At 69.5% G+C, this 16,514-nt stretch carries 16 protein-coding genes; 4 read left to right on the top strand and 12 right to left on the bottom strand.

Annotated features, from left to right (window positions below; all coding sequences use genetic code 11):
- Window positions 1–7 precede the first annotated feature (7 nt).
- Window positions 8–871 carry a class A beta-lactamase gene (bla, locus tag FHD68_RS07520; protein ID WP_127897288.1) on the bottom strand — a complete coding sequence of 288 codons (864 nt, stop codon included), beginning with the start codon at window positions 869–871 and terminating at the stop codon, window positions 8–10.
- 179 nt (window positions 872–1,050) lie between these two features.
- On the opposite strand from bla, the gene FHD68_RS07515 reads away from it, so the two are divergent.
- Entirely contained in the window at window positions 1,051–1,935 is an 885-nt protein-coding gene (locus FHD68_RS07515) for a LysR family transcriptional regulator (protein WP_127897287.1), read from the top strand.
- 51 nt (window positions 1,936–1,986) lie between these two features.
- A complete protein-coding gene (locus FHD68_RS07510) occupies window positions 1,987–2,886 on the top strand; it encodes a LysR family transcriptional regulator (RefSeq protein ID WP_127897286.1) in 900 nt (299 codons plus the stop codon).
- A gap of 6 nt (window positions 2,887–2,892) precedes the next feature.
- On the opposite strand, the gene FHD68_RS07505 is transcribed toward FHD68_RS07510, so the two are convergent.
- From FHD68_RS07505 to FHD68_RS07480, 6 genes are all read right to left on the bottom strand, one after another.
- Complete coding sequence (locus tag FHD68_RS07505) at window positions 2,893–5,100, bottom strand: prolyl oligopeptidase family serine peptidase (RefSeq protein WP_240542456.1); 2,208 nt, start codon at window positions 5,098–5,100, stop codon at window positions 2,893–2,895.
- A gap of 79 nt (window positions 5,101–5,179) precedes the next feature.
- Complete coding sequence (locus FHD68_RS07500) at window positions 5,180–5,404, bottom strand: hypothetical protein (RefSeq protein ID WP_127897285.1); 225 nt, start codon at window positions 5,402–5,404, stop codon at window positions 5,180–5,182.
- Between the two features lie 130 nt (window positions 5,405–5,534).
- Window positions 5,535–6,875, bottom strand: coding sequence for a sensor histidine kinase (locus tag FHD68_RS07495; protein WP_244297784.1), 1,341 nt, complete (start codon window positions 6,873–6,875; stop codon window positions 5,535–5,537).
- The gene (locus tag FHD68_RS07490) at window positions 6,875–7,549 is read right to left on the bottom strand and encodes a response regulator (protein ID WP_127897283.1); all 675 of its coding nucleotides are present in this window, start codon (window positions 7,547–7,549) and stop codon (window positions 6,875–6,877) included. The genes FHD68_RS07495 and FHD68_RS07490 overlap by 1 nt, the downstream gene beginning before the upstream one ends.
- A 26-nt stretch (window positions 7,550–7,575) precedes the next feature.
- Entirely contained in the window at window positions 7,576–8,328 is a 753-nt protein-coding gene (map, locus tag FHD68_RS07485) for a type I methionyl aminopeptidase (RefSeq protein ID WP_127897282.1), read from the bottom strand.
- A 77-nt stretch (window positions 8,329–8,405) separates the two neighbouring features.
- On the bottom strand, window positions 8,406–9,407 hold the full coding sequence (locus tag FHD68_RS07480; protein ID WP_205963160.1) for an alpha/beta hydrolase: 1,002 nt from the start codon (window positions 9,405–9,407) through the stop codon (window positions 8,406–8,408).
- A 356-nt stretch (window positions 9,408–9,763) separates the two neighbouring features.
- On the opposite strand from FHD68_RS07480, the gene FHD68_RS07475 reads away from it, so the two are divergent.
- On the top strand, window positions 9,764–10,090 hold the full coding sequence (locus FHD68_RS07475; protein ID WP_139085486.1) for a hypothetical protein: 327 nt from the start codon (window positions 9,764–9,766) through the stop codon (window positions 10,088–10,090).
- A 23-nt stretch (window positions 10,091–10,113) separates the two neighbouring features.
- On the opposite strand, the gene FHD68_RS07470 is transcribed toward FHD68_RS07475, so the two are convergent.
- From FHD68_RS07470 to FHD68_RS07460, 3 genes are all read right to left on the bottom strand, one after another.
- Window positions 10,114–11,064, bottom strand: a complete 951-nt coding sequence (locus tag FHD68_RS07470; protein WP_127897280.1) for an alpha/beta hydrolase — start codon at window positions 11,062–11,064, stop codon at window positions 10,114–10,116.
- A 347-nt stretch (window positions 11,065–11,411) separates the two neighbouring features.
- Window positions 11,412–13,073 carry an FAD-binding oxidoreductase gene (locus tag FHD68_RS07465; RefSeq protein ID WP_127897279.1) on the bottom strand — a complete coding sequence of 554 codons (1,662 nt, stop codon included), beginning with the start codon at window positions 13,071–13,073 and terminating at the stop codon, window positions 11,412–11,414.
- Window positions 13,074–13,084: 11 nt separating this feature from the next.
- A complete protein-coding gene (locus tag FHD68_RS07460; RefSeq protein WP_139085484.1) occupies window positions 13,085–13,720 on the bottom strand; it encodes a glutathione S-transferase family protein in 636 nt (211 codons plus the stop codon).
- 104 nt (window positions 13,721–13,824) lie between these two features.
- On the opposite strand from FHD68_RS07460, the gene FHD68_RS07455 reads away from it, so the two are divergent.
- Complete coding sequence (locus FHD68_RS07455; protein WP_127899220.1) at window positions 13,825–14,763, top strand: LysR family transcriptional regulator; 939 nt, start codon at window positions 13,825–13,827, stop codon at window positions 14,761–14,763.
- A 24-nt stretch (window positions 14,764–14,787) separates the two neighbouring features.
- Here FHD68_RS07455 and FHD68_RS07450 read toward each other — a convergent pair whose 3' ends face one another.
- Together FHD68_RS07450 and FHD68_RS07445 are read right to left on the bottom strand one after the other, a co-directional pair.
- Window positions 14,788–15,456, bottom strand: a complete 669-nt coding sequence (locus FHD68_RS07450; protein ID WP_139085482.1) for an SAM-dependent methyltransferase — start codon at window positions 15,454–15,456, stop codon at window positions 14,788–14,790.
- Window positions 15,453–16,514: MFS transporter (locus FHD68_RS07445; protein ID WP_139085479.1), on the bottom strand; the 1,062-nt coding region annotated here is incomplete at its 5' end. The genes FHD68_RS07445 and FHD68_RS07450, both read right to left, overlap by 4 nt.

The following is a 16,514-nucleotide window of genomic DNA, read 5'->3' as shown; positions in this document are numbered from 1 at the left end:
CCCGCGTTCAGCGGCTTTCGATCTCGGTCACGATGGCCTGGCCGATGCGTGCGATGGCGGCGTTTCGACTGGCCATGTCGGCCGCGTTGCCGGTCAGATAGACCGCGGCCAGCCAGGGCTCGTCCTGCGGCGTGCGGATCAGCGCGACGATCGAGCGAGAGCCATACCCGCCCGCCCCGGTCCGGTCGGCGATGGTCCAGCCCTCGGGCAGGCTGGCGCGGATCAGGTCATCGGCCACCGCATTGGCGCGCATCCAGGCCTCAAGCTGCTGCTGAGACGGCTCGGACAGGACCGGACCGAACAGCAGCCGCTCCAGCGTGGCGATCATCGCTTCGGGGGTCGAGCTGTCGCGCGGATCGCCGGGCGCGCCCTCATTCAGGTCGGTCTCCCACCGGTCGAGGCGGGTCGTCTCGTCTCCGATGGCGCGCAGATAGTCGGTAAAGCCCTCGGGGCCGCCGACGCGCTCCAACAGCAGATTGGCGGCGGTATTGTCGCTGAGCGTCAGCGTCGCCTCGCACAGATCCGCCACACTCATGGCGTCGCGCGTTTCCGTCACCGGCGAATGGGTCACAAGATCGCCGCTGGTATAGCCGATCACGCGGTCCAGCTGATCCTCGCCCGCATCGACCAGCGTCAGGATCGCCCCGCAGAGCGGCGCCTTGAAGGTCGAGGACAGGGGAAAACGCTCACCCGCGCGATAGCCCTCGCCCTCGGGGCTGCCTTGGCGGCGCAGCGCGACGCCGACGCGCCCGCCCAGCTCGGCCTCGACCGCGCGGGCGGCTTCGGGGATGGTTTCGGCGGCGGTCGGGGCGGCGGCAGAGGCCGCGACGGCGCCCAGAAAAAGGGCCGCGACAAGGGTGCTGCGGGTCATGAAGGTCTCCGTTCTGGTCGGGGGCTGCGCGTGATCGCGTCTCTGGCCCTTCCGCCCTTGGGGGCGGTTGCGATGTCTGGTGGCGGTCCCTGCGCATGGCTTCGGGGCCGCATCCGACGTATAATCCGGGCCCGGACGGGTGGCCAAACGACAAATCCTGACAGGGCGGATAAGCTGAGATGATAGACCGACCGAACCTTCCGCTGAACGGGCTGCGCGCCTTCGAGGTCGCGGCCCGGCAGGGCAGCTTCACCCGCGCCGCCATCGAGTTGCGGGTGACGCAAGCCGCCGTCAGCCAGCAGATCCAGCGGCTTGAGGAGATCCTGGGCCACCAGCTGTTCAAGCGCGCCTCGACCGGGCTGATCCTGACGGATGTCGGGGCGTCGCTGCATCCGGTGCTGACGCGCAGCCTGGACCAGATGGCCGAGGCGCTGGGGCGGTTCCAGTCCGGCCGCCACCGCGAGGTGCTGCATCTGGGCGTGGTGACGACCTTTGCGACCGGATGGCTGATCCCGCGCCTCGCGGATTTCGAGGCCGCGCATCCCGATGTCAGCCTGCGCGTCTTCACCCATAACAACCGCATCGAGATCGCCAAGGAGGGGCTGCACATGGCCGTGCGCTTTGGCGACCGCGAGGCCTGGCCCTGGCTCGAGGCCGACCCGCTGATCGCCGCGCCGCTGACGCCCCTCTGCGCGCCCGCGCTGCTGCCGCACCTGCGCCAGCCGGGCGATCTGGCCGGCCAGCGCCTGCTGCGATCCTATCGCACCGACGAATGGGAGGGTTGGTTCGACGCCGCGGGCGCCCTCTGCCCGCCGCTGGAGGGGCCGGTGCTGGACAGCTCGGTCGCGCTGGCCGAGCTTGCGGCGGCGGGGCATGGCGTAGCGCTGCTGCCCGCCGTCATGTTCGCCCGCCAGCTGCGCAAGGGGACGCTGGCCCGCCCCTTCGCCGCCGAGGTCGAGGCGGGCCGCTATTGGCTGACCTGGCCGCGCGGCCGGCCGCACAATCCCGCGATGGAAAAGCTCAGGGCCTGGATGGCCACGGCCGTCGCCGCACCGGGCGCCTGACGGACAAGAAATCGCTGCCGTCGATGGGCGGGGCAGGCTATCATCTGCCCCATGAATTTGCGATCGATCGACCTCAACCTTCTGGTGATTCTGGACGCCCTTTTGGACGAGGCGCATGTGGGTCGCGCGGCGGACCGCGTGGGGCTGTCGCAGCCTGCGGCCTCGGCCGCGCTGCAACGCTGCCGCCACCTGTTCGGAGATGCGCTGCTGGAACGGGGACGCGGCACGATGCGCTTGACCGCCAAGGCGGAATCGCTGCGCGCCCCGCTCAAGTCGGTCCTGGCGGGTATCGTGCATCTGGTCGATCCGCCCGAGGTTCCGCTGGCCCATATCCGCGCCACGATCCGCATCACGATGGCGGATTATCCCGCCGCCCTGCTGGCCGTCGGGCTGCAGGCGGGCCTTGCGCGGACGGCGCCGGGGATCGATCTGGTGATCCAGCCCTGGCGCGGCGGACACGAGGCGCGTCTGGCCCTGATCGACGGGACGAGCGACCTGGCGCTGTCGGTCTTTCCGGGCGAGGACCCCGACATCAACCGGGCCGAGATCCTGCGCGAGGATTACGTCATCGCCCTGCGCCAGGATCATCCGGCGATCGCGGGCTTCGATCTCGACCGCTGGCTGGACTGGCCGCATGTCGTCGTGTCGGGCCGCGCCGAGACGCGCAGCCCGCTGGACGGGCAACTGGCCGAACAGGGCCGCATCCGCCGGGTGGGGATGGTGGTTCCGGGTTTCGCGATCGTGCCGGACCTGCTGCGCCAGTCCGACCTGATCGCGATGCTGCCCTCGCGGGTGGCGGGGGCGGCGGGGCTGGTGACGCTGTCGCCGCCGATCCCGGTGCCGGGCTTTTCGCTGCACCTGGCCTGGCACCGGCGGCGGGACGGGGACCGTGCCCTGCGGCATGTGGCGGACCTGCTGGCCGCCTGGCGCGATCCCGCCCCGGTTCAATGATCTCGCCTAGTCCTTCGGCGTGACCTCAAGGCCCGTCCAATGGGCCGCAAAGGCCCATTGCTCGGCCATCTGCGCGATCTGCATGGCCAGGGGCGTGCCCTGCCCGTGACCGGCCCCCTGCGCCACCCGCAACAGATGCGGCCGCGCGCCGATATCGGCCGCTTGAAGCGTCGCCGCGTATTTCAGCGAATGGGCGGGCACGACACGGTCGTCGGTATCGGCGGTGGTCACGAGGATCGCAGGATAATCCGTGCCGTCGCGGACACCGTGCAGGGGCGAATAGGCCAGAAGGGTGCGGAACTGATCCTCGACCGCGGGGCTGCCATATTCCTGGACCCACATCGCGCCGCCGGTGAAGCGGTCAAAGCGCAGCATGTCCATCACCCCCACATCGGGCAGGACGGCGGCAAACAGGTCGGGCCGCTGATTGGCGACCGCCGCGACCAGAAGCCCGCCGTTCGACAGGCCGTGGATGGCCAGCCCGTCCGGCGCGGTGATGCCTTCGGCGATCAGGTATTCGCCCGCCGCGATGAAGTCGTCGAAGACGTTCTGCTTCAGCGCGCGCCGCCCGGCATGATGCCAGGCCGCGCCATATTCTCCGCCCCCGCGGATGTTTGCCACCGCATAGACGCCGCCCTGTTCCACCCAGGCCATCGCTCCGGGCATGTAATAGGGAACCATGCTGATGCCGAACCCGCCATAGCCGGTCATCATGGTCGGGGCCGACCCGGTCACGTCGGCGCGGCGGATGACGAAGATCGGGATACGGGTCCCGTCGGCCGAGGCGTAGAAGCGCTGCTCGACGACGACATCGTCAAGCGTCACCGGCAGGTTCGGATCATGCCAAGGCGTCACGCGGTTCCGGGCCACATCCAGCCGCAGGACCGTGGGCGGAACCTCGTGGCTGGTAAAGAGGAAATAGCCATCGTCCCGGCCGGGCTCGCCCTGGAACAGGGCAATGGTCCCGGCGCCGGGCAAATCCACCGACCCGTCGGGCGTGCCGTCCAGCCGATATCGCTCCAGCACCATCCGGGCATCGACCATGTAGGCCAGCACGATCCGGTCGCCCATGATGGCCGTGCCGTGGCGCAGCACCGCGTCGGGACGCTCGGGGATCAGCTCGGCAAAGGCGGGTTCGGGATCGGCCAGGTCGATGGCCATCACCCGGCCCCGCGGCGCGCCCATCTGCGTCGAAAAGATCAGCCGCGTGCCCTCCGTGCCCAAGAGCGCCCATTGATCCTCCTGGCTTTCGACCAGGGTCAGCGGCTTTGCGCCGTCCTGCGACAGATCCGTCACGGTCACGGCGACGCCGCCTGACAGGCCCGAGCTGTAGATCACCAGAAACCGCCCGTCGCCCGAGACGGTCGCCGTATGCAGCAGCAGCGTGTCGGATGCGCCGCCATGGACCAGCCGGTCCTCGGACTGGGCCGTGCCAAGCCGGTGGAAATAGACCGCGTGACCGCCGACCGCCTCGTTGAACGAGGCGCTGTCTTCACGGGCGGGAAAGCGCGAATAGTAGAACCCCGATCCGTCGCCGGACCAGGCGATCGTCGTGAAGCGCGCCCATTCAAGACGATCGTCCAGAACCTCGCCGGTGACGGCGTCCATCACGTGGATGCTGCGCCAGTCCGAGCCGTCCTTCTGCAGCGCATAGGCCACGAAATCCCCGCCGGGCGACACGTCCCATTCGGCCAGGGCCCGCGTGCCGCCTTCTTCCTGGGCGGAGGGATCAAGCAGCACGCGTTCCGGCCCACCGGTCCCCTCGCGCAGGATCAGGCGCGGCTGGTCCTCGCCTGCACCCTGGCGCTGAAAAAAATAGCGCTCGCCGCGCCGGATGGGCGGGAAGGCGGTGTCGTGCCGGTTCAGCAGGGTCAGCCGCTGCTGAAAGATCGGCCGCGCCGGCAGCGTCTCAAGATAGGCAGACGAAACGGCATTCTGCGCGTCGATCCATTCTGTCACGGTTGTATCCGTGCGCGGGTCGGCTTCAAGCCAGCGGAATGGATCGGCGATCCAGACGCCGAACAGCGTCTCGACATCGTGTGTCCGGGGGGTCTCGGGATAGGTCAGGTGCATCTCCTCGGCCGCAGAGGCGGCGAATGTGGACAGGATCACGGCGACGGCCGCGCCGCGGAACGCGCGGATCGACCAGAACGGGGCGGACATGCCGCGCCCACCGCGCGGGCATGGCGCGCCGCCTGTCGGATGGGGGGTCATTCGGCTTCTCCTTAGACTGTATCGGGTTCGCCCCGTGGATGCGCGGCATCCGCGGGGCGGCTTTCACGGGGTGTGAGACTCAGGGGCGCGGGCCGCATTCGCGGCGGGACGGGTCGCGCTGGCAGCGCTGATCGCGGGCGCGGTCGCTCATGATCTGGGCGTTCAACGCGGTCTCGCTGACCATGTTCTGCCGATAGAGGGCCTCGGTCGAGCTTTCCTCGGACATGCACCCGGCAAGAAGTCCGGCCGCCAGCAGCGCCATGCCGATGCCGCCACGCGACCGGAGGAGAGGAGATTTTCGCATTTCAAGTGCCTTCATGTCAGTTCCGGTTCTGCGCAGACGGATCGCATCCGTCCCGCCTGCGTCCGGGAACCCTTGCGCACCGAAGGTTGCGCGAACATGGCGTCGCTGCGCCGGGCGACGGAAAAGCCGCCTAGCCGGCAATGTCCATGTCAGGAGTCTTGCCAAGGCCCAGCTCGACCCGGACGATGGTGCCGCCGCCCGGTGCCGGGTGGATCGTCACGCGGCCGTCATGCCGGGCCACGACCTCGGCCACCAGGTTCAGCCCAAGGCCGCTGCCGCCCGATTGCGGGCGCAGCCGGTAGAAGGGCTCGAACACGCGATCGCGCTGATCCGGTGGAATGCCCGGCCCGTCATCCTGCACCTCCAGCACATGGCCCGTCACGCGCAGCACGACAGTCCGCCCGCCATGGTCGATCGCGTTGCGCAGGAGGTTCATCAGCACCCGCTCCAACGCGGCCGCGTCCCCCATGCAGGGGGCTGCGGTGCCGGCCTCCACCGCGATCGTCCGGCCTCCGGCAATGGCCAAGGGCGCCAGATCCGCGACCACGCCGCGCGCTAGGGCCGCCAGATCCACCGGGGCATCGGGTCCGCCCTCGGCCATGCGCTGCAGGTCCAGAAGCTGCTCGGTCAGGATCGTCAGGCGCTGGATGTCGCCGCCAAGCGCGCACAGGGCAGGGTCGTCCGCCGCCTCGATCCGGGCCTGCAGCACGGCGATGGGTGTGCGCAATTCATGCGACGCCATCGAGATGAACCGCTGCTGGCGCGCGTGACCCTCGTCCAGCCGTCGCAAAGCCTCGTTCATTGCGCGCACGAGGGGCGCGATCTCGCGGGGGACATGCGCCTCGTTCAGGCGTCTGCCGCGGCGGGCGGGGTCGATCCGTTCGGCCTCGTCTGCGATGCGCGATATGCCGGCCAGCGCCCGCCTGACGATCAGCGGGGTGATCGCGAAGGACGTCAGCGACAGCAGCACGAGGAACGGCACGAAGACCAAGGTCGAGGCCATAAGGACGACCATGTTCAGTTCCAACAACGGACCGTGGCCCAGGATAGTCAGCGTGCCGATCTCGGTCGTCTGGCGGCGCAGGATCGCGGTGAGTCGATAGGGCGGCGCGACGTCGCGCAGCTGCGCGACGGACAGATCCACCAGCCGCCCGCGCAGCCCGTCATAGGCCTCAGGGACAACGCCGAAGCTGACGCTGTGCCCGTCCTCGTCCTCGGCAAGGAACCACAGGCCCGGCGCTTCGGCCTGCAACGCCTCCAGTGCTTCGGTCGGGCGGACTACCAGCGCGCCTGCCTGATCGCGCTCGATCGCCGCGGCGATAACGGGGACGACCCGCTCGTCGGCATAGGGCCCGCCGCTGTCGATCCTGAGCGCGCCCGCGATCAGGATCAGGACCGAGATCAGCAGCGTCGCCAGATGGACGATCAGCGGGTAGACGATCAGAGGCCTTTTGAGCGAAGGGCCGCGCATCACGGCGCGGCGCGCAGCAGATAGCCCACGCCCCGGATGGCATGGATCTCGACCCCGGCATCCGCCTCTCGCAGGCGGCGGCGCAGGCGCGAGACATGCGAGTCCAGCGTGTTCGACTGGATCTCGTCGTCAAAGCCGAAGACAGCCTGCTCCAGCGTCTCGCGCATGACGGTGCGCCCCCGGCGCCGCATCAGGGCGGCCAGCACGCGCAGCTCGCGGCGGGGCAGCGTCAGGGGCTGGCCGCCGATCTCGGCCTGATCGTTGACGGGATCAAAGATTACCCGCCCCGCGCCGATCCGTTCGTCGCGCACCTGCGCCGGGCGGCGGCGCACGGCGCGGATCCGCGCCAGCATCTCGTCGAGCGCGAAAGGTTTCACGAGGTAGTCGTCCGCGCCGTGATCCAAGCCGCTCACGCGGTCCGCGACCTCGCCGCGTGCGCTGAGGATGATGACATGGATGCCGGGGCTTCTCTCGCGCAGCCCTGCCAGCAGCGACAGCCCGTCCCCGTCGGGCAGGGTCCGGTCCAGCAGCGCCAGATCGTATTCGACCAAGGCGGCGGCTTCGCGCGCGTCGGTGAGGCAATCGAGATGATCGACCACGTAGCGTTCGCGTTCCAGGACCCGGGCCAGCATCTCGGCCAGCCCGGCCTCGTCCTCGACAAGCATGATGCGCATGGGGCCTCCGGGTCGTTCGGGCAGCCTCAGCCCGGCAGGGTCAGGATGACGGGGCCGCGTTTCGTGGCGACGACCGTGTGTTCATATTGCACAACCGGCGCGGGCGGGCTGGCAAGCAGCGTCCAGTCGTCGCGGCCGCCCTCGACCGCCCAGGAACCACCGCGGGACAGGAACGGCTCGACCGTCAGGACCAGCCCGTCATGCATCTTGCGTTTGTCGCGACGGTTGGGCCAGGTGGCGATCTCGGTCGGGGCTTCGTGCAGGGCGCGACCAATCCCATGACTGGCAAGATTGCGGATCAGCGTATAGCCGCGCCTGGCTGCAAAGGCGCCCACGGCATTGCCGATCCCGGCCAGCGGCTTGCCATGGCCGACTTTCGCGATGCCGATCTGCATCGCACGCCGCCCGTCTTGGCAGAGCCGTTGCAGTTCGGGCGCGACGGCGCCAAGCGCGAAGCTTGCCCCCGTATCGGCGAAATAGCCGTGTAGCGAGGCCGAGACGTCGATGTTGACCAGATCGCCCTCGCGCAGTCTGCGCGGGCCGGGGACGCCGTGGGCGATCTCCTCGTTTACGCTGATGCAGGTCGTGCCGGGAAAGTCGTAGGTGGCCCGCGGCGCAGAGACCGCCCCTTCGCGCTCCAGCAGCTCGTGGCCGATCTCGTCCAGCTCCTGCGTGGTCATGCCTGGCTCCATCGCGGTGGCCATGGCCTGCATCGTGTTCGCCACGACGCGACCGATCCTGCGCAGCGCGTCCAGTTCGTCCTGATGCGTGATGGTCATTGGCAATCCTTGGGGTTGGGGCCTGTGAGGCTGTGCCGGGGCGGTGCGGGGCGGTGCGGGACGGGGCGAGGCCGCGCTCATCCCGCGCGCCCCAGTCTGCAGGAAACGAAACTGGCGATCTCGCGCGACAGCGCCCGATCTTCGGGCGTGCCGCCGAAGCCGCCATGCGGCATCGCCTCAAAGACGTGCAGCTCGGCCTGCGCGCCCTTCTCCCGCAGCGCCCGGTGCAGGCGGACCGCGTTCGACAGCATCAGATCGCGGGTGCCGGTCTGGATGAATGTCGGCGGGAAATCCGCCGCGAAGCGCCCGAAAAGCGGCGACAGATAGGGATGGGCTAGATCGGCTCCCCCGGCGTATAGCAGGTTGGCCCGCATCAGCGAGCCGGGGAGGTTGACGTCGAGGCCGCGATTGGTGCGGAAGCTGTCGCCCGACTCGGTCAGGTCCACCTCTGGCGACAGAAGCACCAGCCCGGCGGGTGGCGACAGGCCCTCGTCCTGGGCGCGCAGCACCGTGGCCAGCGCTAGGTTGCCTCCCGCCGAGCGCCCGCCGATCACCACGCGAGTGCTGCCGACCTCCGCGACGGCACGTCGATAGGCCGCGAGGCTGTCGTCCAGCGCGGCGGGGAAGGGGTGCTCGGGCGGCATCCGGTAATCGACCCCGTGACAGTAGAGGCCGTGCTGGACGGCCGCGGCGCCCGCCGCCGCGCGACAGGCCTCGCCCCCGCCGAATACGAAGGCGCCGCCGTGCAGGTCGAGATAGACCGCGTCGGGATGGACGAGGTTGGCGGGCCGCGCGACATGGACCGTGGCGCGGTCGACGCTGATCGTCGTGATTTCGGCCTTGCCGGCTTCCTGCGTCGGCAGGGCCTTGCGATAGGCCACGTCCACCTGCACGCGAAGGGCGCGCCAGGCATCATAATCGGCTGGATCGGGCAGGGCCTGCGCCGCATTGGCCTGCACGCCACCAATCACGGCCGCCTGCAGTCGCGCCTGCGCTTCGACGCTGAGCGAAGCCGGCACTGGAATGACGCGCGCGTCCATCCGGATCCCATCCGCAGGCCGGTCGGTCGATGAGGTCACTGACTGCTCCTTTGGCCTGGGTTCGATGATTGCCGATCTTGAAGAGCCTTGCGCGGTCGCCAGAGGGTCATCAGGCTCGACCAAGGAAACGCTTTTATGGTGCGCAGAAAGCCCAACCAAGCCAGAAAATGCATGGGGGCGCATAAGCCTGCCTTATGCCGGACGATCCTGCCGATGGGCCAGATTTTTCCGGCCAGCGTCATGCTGGTGCAATCTTGCGAGGTCACGAGCCTTTCGACATCCGCCCGGTCCGACCGGCTCAAATATGAAAATGGCTTGCTTATCATGATCATGCAAAGAACTTCATGCGGTCCTGTGGAATCGGGCCGACAATGACCACACCTCCCTTCCTTGTATTGACCATTCTGAGCGTGGGTTACTGGACCCTTGTGGCGAGTCTGGCGAAGACGCCCGAACCTTGGGACGCGGAAGACTATTGGATGCTGGCCTATCCGCTGTCCATCCTGATGGCCGCAGTGGCGGGAGCCGCCTTTGACCGGAGGGCTTGGCTTGCCGGGCTGGTGCTGACGATGGGGCAGCTTCCGGTCTTGTTGGTTCAGAGCGGGGGCGGGCCGATGATCGCGGTCGGCCTGCTGCTGCTTGTCGTGCTGGCCATTCCGGCAGCGATCGTGTCCGGCTGTTCGGGCTGGCTGGCACGCCGCTGGTGCGGCAGCCTTGGCTGATCGGCCTCGGACCCGCGCCTGGGTCAGTGCGATCCATCCGGGCCGGCGCTTGGCGTGATGCGGGTGACAAAATCCGCGACCGCCTCAACGACCTCGGGGGCGATGGGCAGGTCGGGGTCCGAATAGGTGGCGATATTCTCTGGCAATCCATCCGACGGGACGGTCTTCAGCACGTGGTTCACCTCGGGCAGGATCGCCAGCTCGGCCTGCGGCGCGGCATCGGCAAGAGTGCGGGCGTCATCCTCGGGCACCTGCACGTCGCGGCCGCCCTGCACGACAAGGACGGGCACCTGCAGATCCGCAATCAGCCGGGCTGGATCATAGCTGAAGACATCGATGAGAAACCCCTGCACCTGAAGCGAAAAGATCGGCTGCAGCGCGGCGGGCAGCGTCGAGGCATCCATCCTTTCGCCCCGCTCCAGGGACCGGAAGGCGGCCTCGGCAGCCTTGGCAAGCGGGGCATTGGCTGGATTGTCGCGGAATTGCTGGCGCATGACATCCGCGATGGGCCGTCCGGGGGCGCCGACAAGGACCAGCCCGCAGGACGCGGCAAGACGGTCCATCGCCGCTAGAGCAACCAGACCGCCCTCGCTATGGCCTAAGGGGATGACGCAGCGCGGCCCGCCGGCGCCCGGCAGCCTGTCGCGGATGTTCTCGGCCCAGGCCAGCAGGTCGTCGCCATAACCCGCGATGGTGACGTCATTGGGATCGCTGACGGCCTCGGCCGAGCCGAACATCCCGCGCTTGTCGATGCGGACCGAAGGGATGCCCCGTTCCGCCAGGGCTTGGGCCAGCAGCGCATAAGGTGCGGCGGTGACGCCAAGCGGCGAATTGCCATCGCGGTCGGTCGGCCCCGATCCGGGCACGATCAGCAGAACCGGCATTTCATCGGCCAGCCCGGCATCGGGCAGGGTCATCGTTCCGGCCAGCGCGCCGTGCGGGCCGGGGGCGGTGATTTCGGACTCGACGATCAAGGACTCTCCTCCAACGGCTTGCGTGACCTTGAGGCACAGGATGAGAGCTGCGCCGCACAGCAGGCTTGGCACCCTGTCGGCGGATGCGGCCCGCAGGGCGGCCCCCAAGGAAGACGGGTGCAACGACGCCGGATGCGCCCCGCTGGCACCAATTTTGTTCATCATTGACGGCTCCCCGATCACAAGCCCATCTCTGCCCGATCCAGGCACAGGATCCGGCGGGGCGCGGCGGTCTCGCGGCTCACGCCTGGCAGGCCCTGCATCACGAGGGCCGTTGCGCTCCCCTGATGAACGATTGTTGTTCAAGGGGAAGCGACTCACCTTTGCATGATCGGCGGGATCCCGCGTCAGGGCGCCGCTGTCGAGGTTGCGCCATCAACGGCGGGTGCGGAGGGGCCGAAGGTTTCGGCATGGATGCGGTCGGCGTGGATGCCGTGTTCCTCGAGCCCGGCCCGGATCTCGGCCATGAACCGCGTCGGGCCGCAGAGCATGAAATCGGCCTCGGCCGCCGAGGGCAATGCCGCCAGCTCGGCTGCCCCGACCCGCCCGGTCCGGTCGAAGGCGCCGAGATCGTCGCTTTCGGTCGGCGCCGTGTAATGGATCTGGCGGGTGGCGCGGTCGCTCTGGTCCAGCAGATGCTGCAGTTCGGCGGCAAAGGCGTGGTCGCGGCCGTTCCGTGCGACATGGACGACATGCACGAGCCGGGAAGGCTGGGTGCTGATCGCCGCATGCAGCATGGACAGCATCGGCGTGATCCCGACCCCGGCGCTGACAAGAACCAGCGGATGATCGTCAGGGGGCAGGGTGAAATCGCCCTGCGGCGGGCGGGCGTCGATCTCGTCTCCGATGCCGATCCGGTCGTGCAGGAAACGCGAGGCGATGCCATGGGCCTCGCGCTTTACGCTGATGCGCCAGGTCGGGGCCGTGGGGCTTCCCGACAGGGAATAGCTGCGCTCGACCGCCGCCGCATGGCCCGGGATCTTCAGCCGCACGGGCAGGTGCTGCCCCGCCTCGAAGCCGCCGGGAACGGGTCCCTCGGCCGGGGCCAGATGGAACGAGGTGATGCCCGTGCTTTCGCGAACCTTGTCGACGACCTTCAGCCGCAGCCAGCTGTCGGCGGGCCGCCAGCGGAGCGACAGGGCGCCGGGGCGGTCGACCACGCTGTCGACGGCGACGTGGATCATGCGCCGCGCGGCCGGATCATGGCTGTTCTGCGGGGTCCAGTCGATCCGGGCCAGCCCGCCGACATGCAGCAGCCCGCCCGTGGTGAAATCGACGAACAGTAGCCCCAGACGGGGGTTCAGCAGCAGGTTGCCCAAGGTGTTGAAAAAGTTGTTGCCGGAATAATCCGGGATCAGCAGCGAGCCGTCATCCTGAACCTTGACGAAGCCCGGCGCGCCGCCGCGATGCGAGGCGTCAAATCCCCCCGCCCCGGACGCGCGGTCGGGTCCGGCAAGCCCCGAGCCGATGAACAGCGTATCCGCCACAGCGATCCGCCGGGCCTGTTCGGCATCGAGCCGCTTTGCGATGCGCGGCGCCGGGGCCACGCTGTGTGTCACGCGGGACCAGTCGCGGGAATGGATGTATTGCGGGCAATTGCCGAAGCTCTGCTCGACCTGAAGGGCGTAGCCCCCCGCAGCCGGTGTCAGTGTTCCGTTCAGCCGGTTGCGGCGGCGGCTGGCCAGGTCGATCCCCAGCAGCCCGACCGGCCCGCCCTTGGCAAGCCCGGCGGCCAGCGGGTCGCCCTCGGGCAGCCTGGATGCGATGGTCAGGCGGGCCGGGTCGGGCGACGAGACGAACCCGCCCGGCCCCTCGAGGATCGAGACCCAGACCCGCCCGTCCATCCCCGCGCCCGAGACGACCAGAAAGGGCAGATCGGCGAAGAACGCCCGGTGCTGGTCGGGCATGGCCTTGCGGATGAAGGCACTGCCGGACGCGGCGCTCTCGGTCGTGCCGGCCAGCCTCTGGGCGGCCTGCTCGCCTGCGTGAAACGGGGTGGGCCGGGTCATCGCGCGCTCACTCACGCCAGGGCGGGAGAGCGCGCCATGCCGACGAAGCCCTCAAGCGCCTCAACGCGCGCCAGCCATGCGCGGATCGCGGGATAGGCGCCAAGGCCGACCCCGCCTTCGGGGGCATGCGCGACATAGCTGTAGCCGGCGATGTCGGCCAGCGTCACGCGGTCCGCTGCCAGCCAGTCGCGGCCGCGCAGATGCGCCTCCATCACGGAGAGCAGGGCATGGCTGCGGGCCACCGCCGCATCGTGATCCAGATCCGCGTCGAACAGCGTCACCAGCCGCGCGGCACAGGGGCCGGACGCGATCTCTCCGGCGGCGATGGACAGCCAGCGCTGGATCTCTGCCGCCTCCACCGGATTGCGGCCCTGCCAGGCCGAGGCCGCACCATGGCGCGCCGCCAGATAGACCAGGATCGCGTTCGAATCCGACAGCGTCACGCCGTCATCCTCGATGGCCGGAACCTGGCCCAGGGGGCTGATGGCCAGGTAATCCGGCGCCTTGTGCGCCCCTGCGGCCATGTCCAGGTCCACTGTCCGGTAGGGCAGGCCCAGCAGGGACAGCATCAGTTCCACCCGATGGCAATGCCCGGATTTCGGATGGCGATAGAGAATGACCGGGCTGCGCGTTGCGTCATCTGTCATCTGTCTTGCTCCTTCTGTGTCGAGGGCAAGATAGGGCTATGCAGAAACCGAATTAATATGCTTTTCTGGTATTGCGCTGTTTCTTTATCTGAAAGAATGACGCCATGGACAGGCTGCTATCCCTGCGGGTCTTCGTCGCGGTTGCCGATGCCGGCAGCTTTTCCGGGGGCGCCCGGTCCCTGGGGATCAGCGCGCCCTCGGCCACGCGGGGCGTCGCCGAGCTCGAGGCCGCGACCGGCGCGCGCCTGTTCATCCGCACCACCAGGCAATTGCGCCTGACCGAGCCCGGGCGCGCCTATCTCGAGGAGGTGCGCGACATCCTGCGGCAATTGCAGGCCGCCGACGATGCGGTCTCGGGCGCGGCGGCGCAGCCCGTCGGCACGCTGCGCATCACCTGTCCGCAGGAATTCGGGCGGCTGCATCTTGCCCCGCTGGTCACCGATTTCCTTGAAGCGCATGACGGCATCAGCGCCGAGCTGGTCATGCTGGACCGCGTGGTCAATCTGGTCGAGGAGGGGTTCGACCTTGCGCTGCGCATCGGGCCGCTGGCGTCGTCGGAACTGACGGCCGTCAAGCTGGGCGCGGTGCGGCGGGTGATCTGCGGCGCGCCCGGATATATCGAGGCGCGGGGCCTGCCGTCCGTCCCCTCCGACCTGGCGGGGCACCGGCTGATCGGTGCGCGAACGGATGCAGCACCCTTGGAATGGCGGTTCGGCGCGGACGAGACCACGGCGCTGAGGATCACGCCGCGCCTGACGATGAACAGCGTCGCGGCCTCGCTGGACCTTGCTCGCAGGGGCTGGGGCCTGACGCGGGCGCTGAGCTATCAGATCGTGTCCGATGTCGCGCAGGATCGCCTGCGCATCCTGCTTGCGCCCTTCGAGCCGAGGCCGCTCCCGGTTCATATGGTCCATGTCGAAGGCCGCCGTGCCGCAGGCAAGGTCCGGGCCTTCCTCGATTTCGCCGCCCCCCGGCTGCGTCGGGTCCTGACCGGCGACGATCCGGGAACCGCCGCCATCTCGCCCGGACGGTCCGGGCCCTGAGTCCGGCTCGCGCCCAAGCATCTGTCACGCGCTGCGGCAGAGCGACCCTGTCTCCTCGACCGGTCGCCGTCGGATCAGGACCAGGTTGTCCTCCAGCATCGCCTCGGCTCCGTCGGGGCCGCGTCCGGGGCGCGTGACGATCCGGGCCTCCAGCACCTCCAGCCCGGGCGCGGGGGCGCCGATGGCGGCCAGGTCTTCGGCCAGTGTCGGGAAGATGGTCGAGGGCGTGGCCTCGGGGCTCCAGGGCGGCGGGGCCGCATGCGAGAGGACCAGCAGATGACCGCCCGGCCGCAACCGCGCGGCGGCCTGCGCCAGGATCGCGGCCCGCGCCAGGGCGACGGGCGATTGCAGATAAAGCGCGGTGATCAGGTCGAAGGCGCCCTGCGGAAAGGCCGCGGACAGGTCGCAGCGCTCGAATTGCGCGCGGTGTTCCAGCCCCTGATCGGCCGCGCGGGTGCGCGCGCGGGCGATGGCGGTGTCCGAGATGTCGCAGCCCCGCGCCTGCCAGCCCTGCCGGGCCAGCCAGATCACGTCGTCGCCATGCGAGGCGCCAAGGTCCAGCGAAAGGCCCGGCGTCAGATCCGCCGCGATCCGCTGAAGCGCCGCGGTGGCGCGGCCGTTAGATGATGTGCGCCTGGTCAGGTAGAATGCCTCCCAGAAGGTCGCGGGGTCCTGCTGCGGATCGGCTCTCATGCCTCTGCCTCTCGTTTGGGGAATACCTGTCCGCGCAGCAGGGCCAGCGCCAGCAGCGCCGCGGCGCCGGTCGTGCCGATCTGCAGCCACATCATCGCCGCGGCGGCCTCCAGCTCCGGTCGCGTCGCCAAGGCCCCGCCATAGACCGCAAGGCTCAGCGCGATCGAGGCGGCCATGCCGACCTGCTGCATCGTCTGGATCGCCCCGGCCCCTGCGCCGGACAGCGCCCGTGGCAGGCCCGACATGCCCAGCTGCATCACCGACGTGACGGTCAGCCCCATCGCCGCCCCCGCCGCCAGCATCCCGGCCCGAAGCGGCCAGAGCCGCGCGGGGCTGAGCCCTGGCAGGACCGCCTGGATCAGCAGGAAGCTGGCGCAGAGCAGCGCGACGCCAAGCGCCACGCGCGCCAGCGGTCGTAGCGGCAGGCGGCCGGCCAGCCATGACCCCGCCATCACGCCTGCCGGAAAGCCCGCTGTCACCAGCCCCGTCTGCAGCGGCCCGAGACCTGCCCCGGCCTGCAGCGCCAGCCACAGGACCACGAAGACGCCCGGCGCGGCCGAGACGGCCAGCAGCAGGAAGACCAGGCTCCAGCGGAAGCCCGGCACGCGCAGCAGCGCCTGCGGGATCAGCGCCGCGGGTCCGGCCCGCGCCGTCAGCCGCGCGAAGAGGGCGGCGCAGGGCAGGGCCGCCGCCAGCAGAAGAAACACGGGCAGCGGCCAGCCGAAGGCGGGGCCGAGCGAGAGCGGCGCGACAAGGCACAGGATGAGGGCGGCGAAGGCGGCGATCTGGGCCGGGCGTCCGGTATCGCCTGTGCCGGTCCGGTCCGGGGCCAGTCGCCGGGCGGCAAGGCTCATCACGGCCAGCGCCAGCGCGGCCTCGGCTAGGAGGATCGCGCGCCAGCCCAGCCAACACGGCGCGGCCGCCAGCAGCACGCCCGCCAAGAGCGGCCCGCAGACCGCCGCAAAGGAGGCGGTCATCGCCAGTCGCGCAAAGGCCCCGGACTGCGCCGCAGGCGCAAAGAGCCGCGGGATCATCGCCAGCGCCTGCGGCGCAAGCGC

Source organism: Paracoccus marcusii (genome assembly GCF_006151785.1).
Lineage (GTDB): Bacteria > Pseudomonadota > Alphaproteobacteria > Rhodobacterales > Rhodobacteraceae > Paracoccus > Paracoccus marcusii.
This window is presented reverse-complemented; position numbering and strand designations above follow the sequence as displayed.

Coding starts and splice junctions, on each gene's coding strand:
- FHD68_RS07505 (WP_240542456.1), bottom strand. CDS start 5,100: ATGACCCCCCATCCGACAGGCGGCGCGCCATGCCCGCGCGGTGGGCGC.
- FHD68_RS07495 (WP_244297784.1), bottom strand. CDS start 6,875: ATGCGCGGCCCTTCGCTCAAAAGGCCTCTGATCGTCTACCCGCTGATC.
- FHD68_RS07515 (WP_127897287.1), top strand. CDS start 1,051: ATGATAGACCGACCGAACCTTCCGCTGAACGGGCTGCGCGCCTTCGAG.
- FHD68_RS07510 (WP_127897286.1), top strand. CDS start 1,987: ATGAATTTGCGATCGATCGACCTCAACCTTCTGGTGATTCTGGACGCC.
- FHD68_RS07490 (WP_127897283.1), bottom strand. CDS start 7,549: ATGCGCATCATGCTTGTCGAGGACGAGGCCGGGCTGGCCGAGATGCTG.
- FHD68_RS07460 (WP_139085484.1), bottom strand. CDS start 13,720: ATGACAGATGACGCAACGCGCAGCCCGGTCATTCTCTATCGCCATCCG.
- FHD68_RS07455 (WP_127899220.1), top strand. CDS start 13,825: ATGGACAGGCTGCTATCCCTGCGGGTCTTCGTCGCGGTTGCCGATGCC.
- map (WP_127897282.1), bottom strand. CDS start 8,328: ATGACCATCACGCATCAGGACGAACTGGACGCGCTGCGCAGGATCGGT.
- FHD68_RS07500 (WP_127897285.1), bottom strand. CDS start 5,404: ATGCGAAAATCTCCTCTCCTCCGGTCGCGTGGCGGCATCGGCATGGCG.
- bla (WP_127897288.1), bottom strand. CDS start 871: ATGACCCGCAGCACCCTTGTCGCGGCCCTTTTTCTGGGCGCCGTCGCG.
- FHD68_RS07465 (WP_127897279.1), bottom strand. CDS start 13,073: ATGACCCGGCCCACCCCGTTTCACGCAGGCGAGCAGGCCGCCCAGAGG.
- FHD68_RS07450 (WP_139085482.1), bottom strand. CDS start 15,456: ATGAGAGCCGATCCGCAGCAGGACCCCGCGACCTTCTGGGAGGCATTC.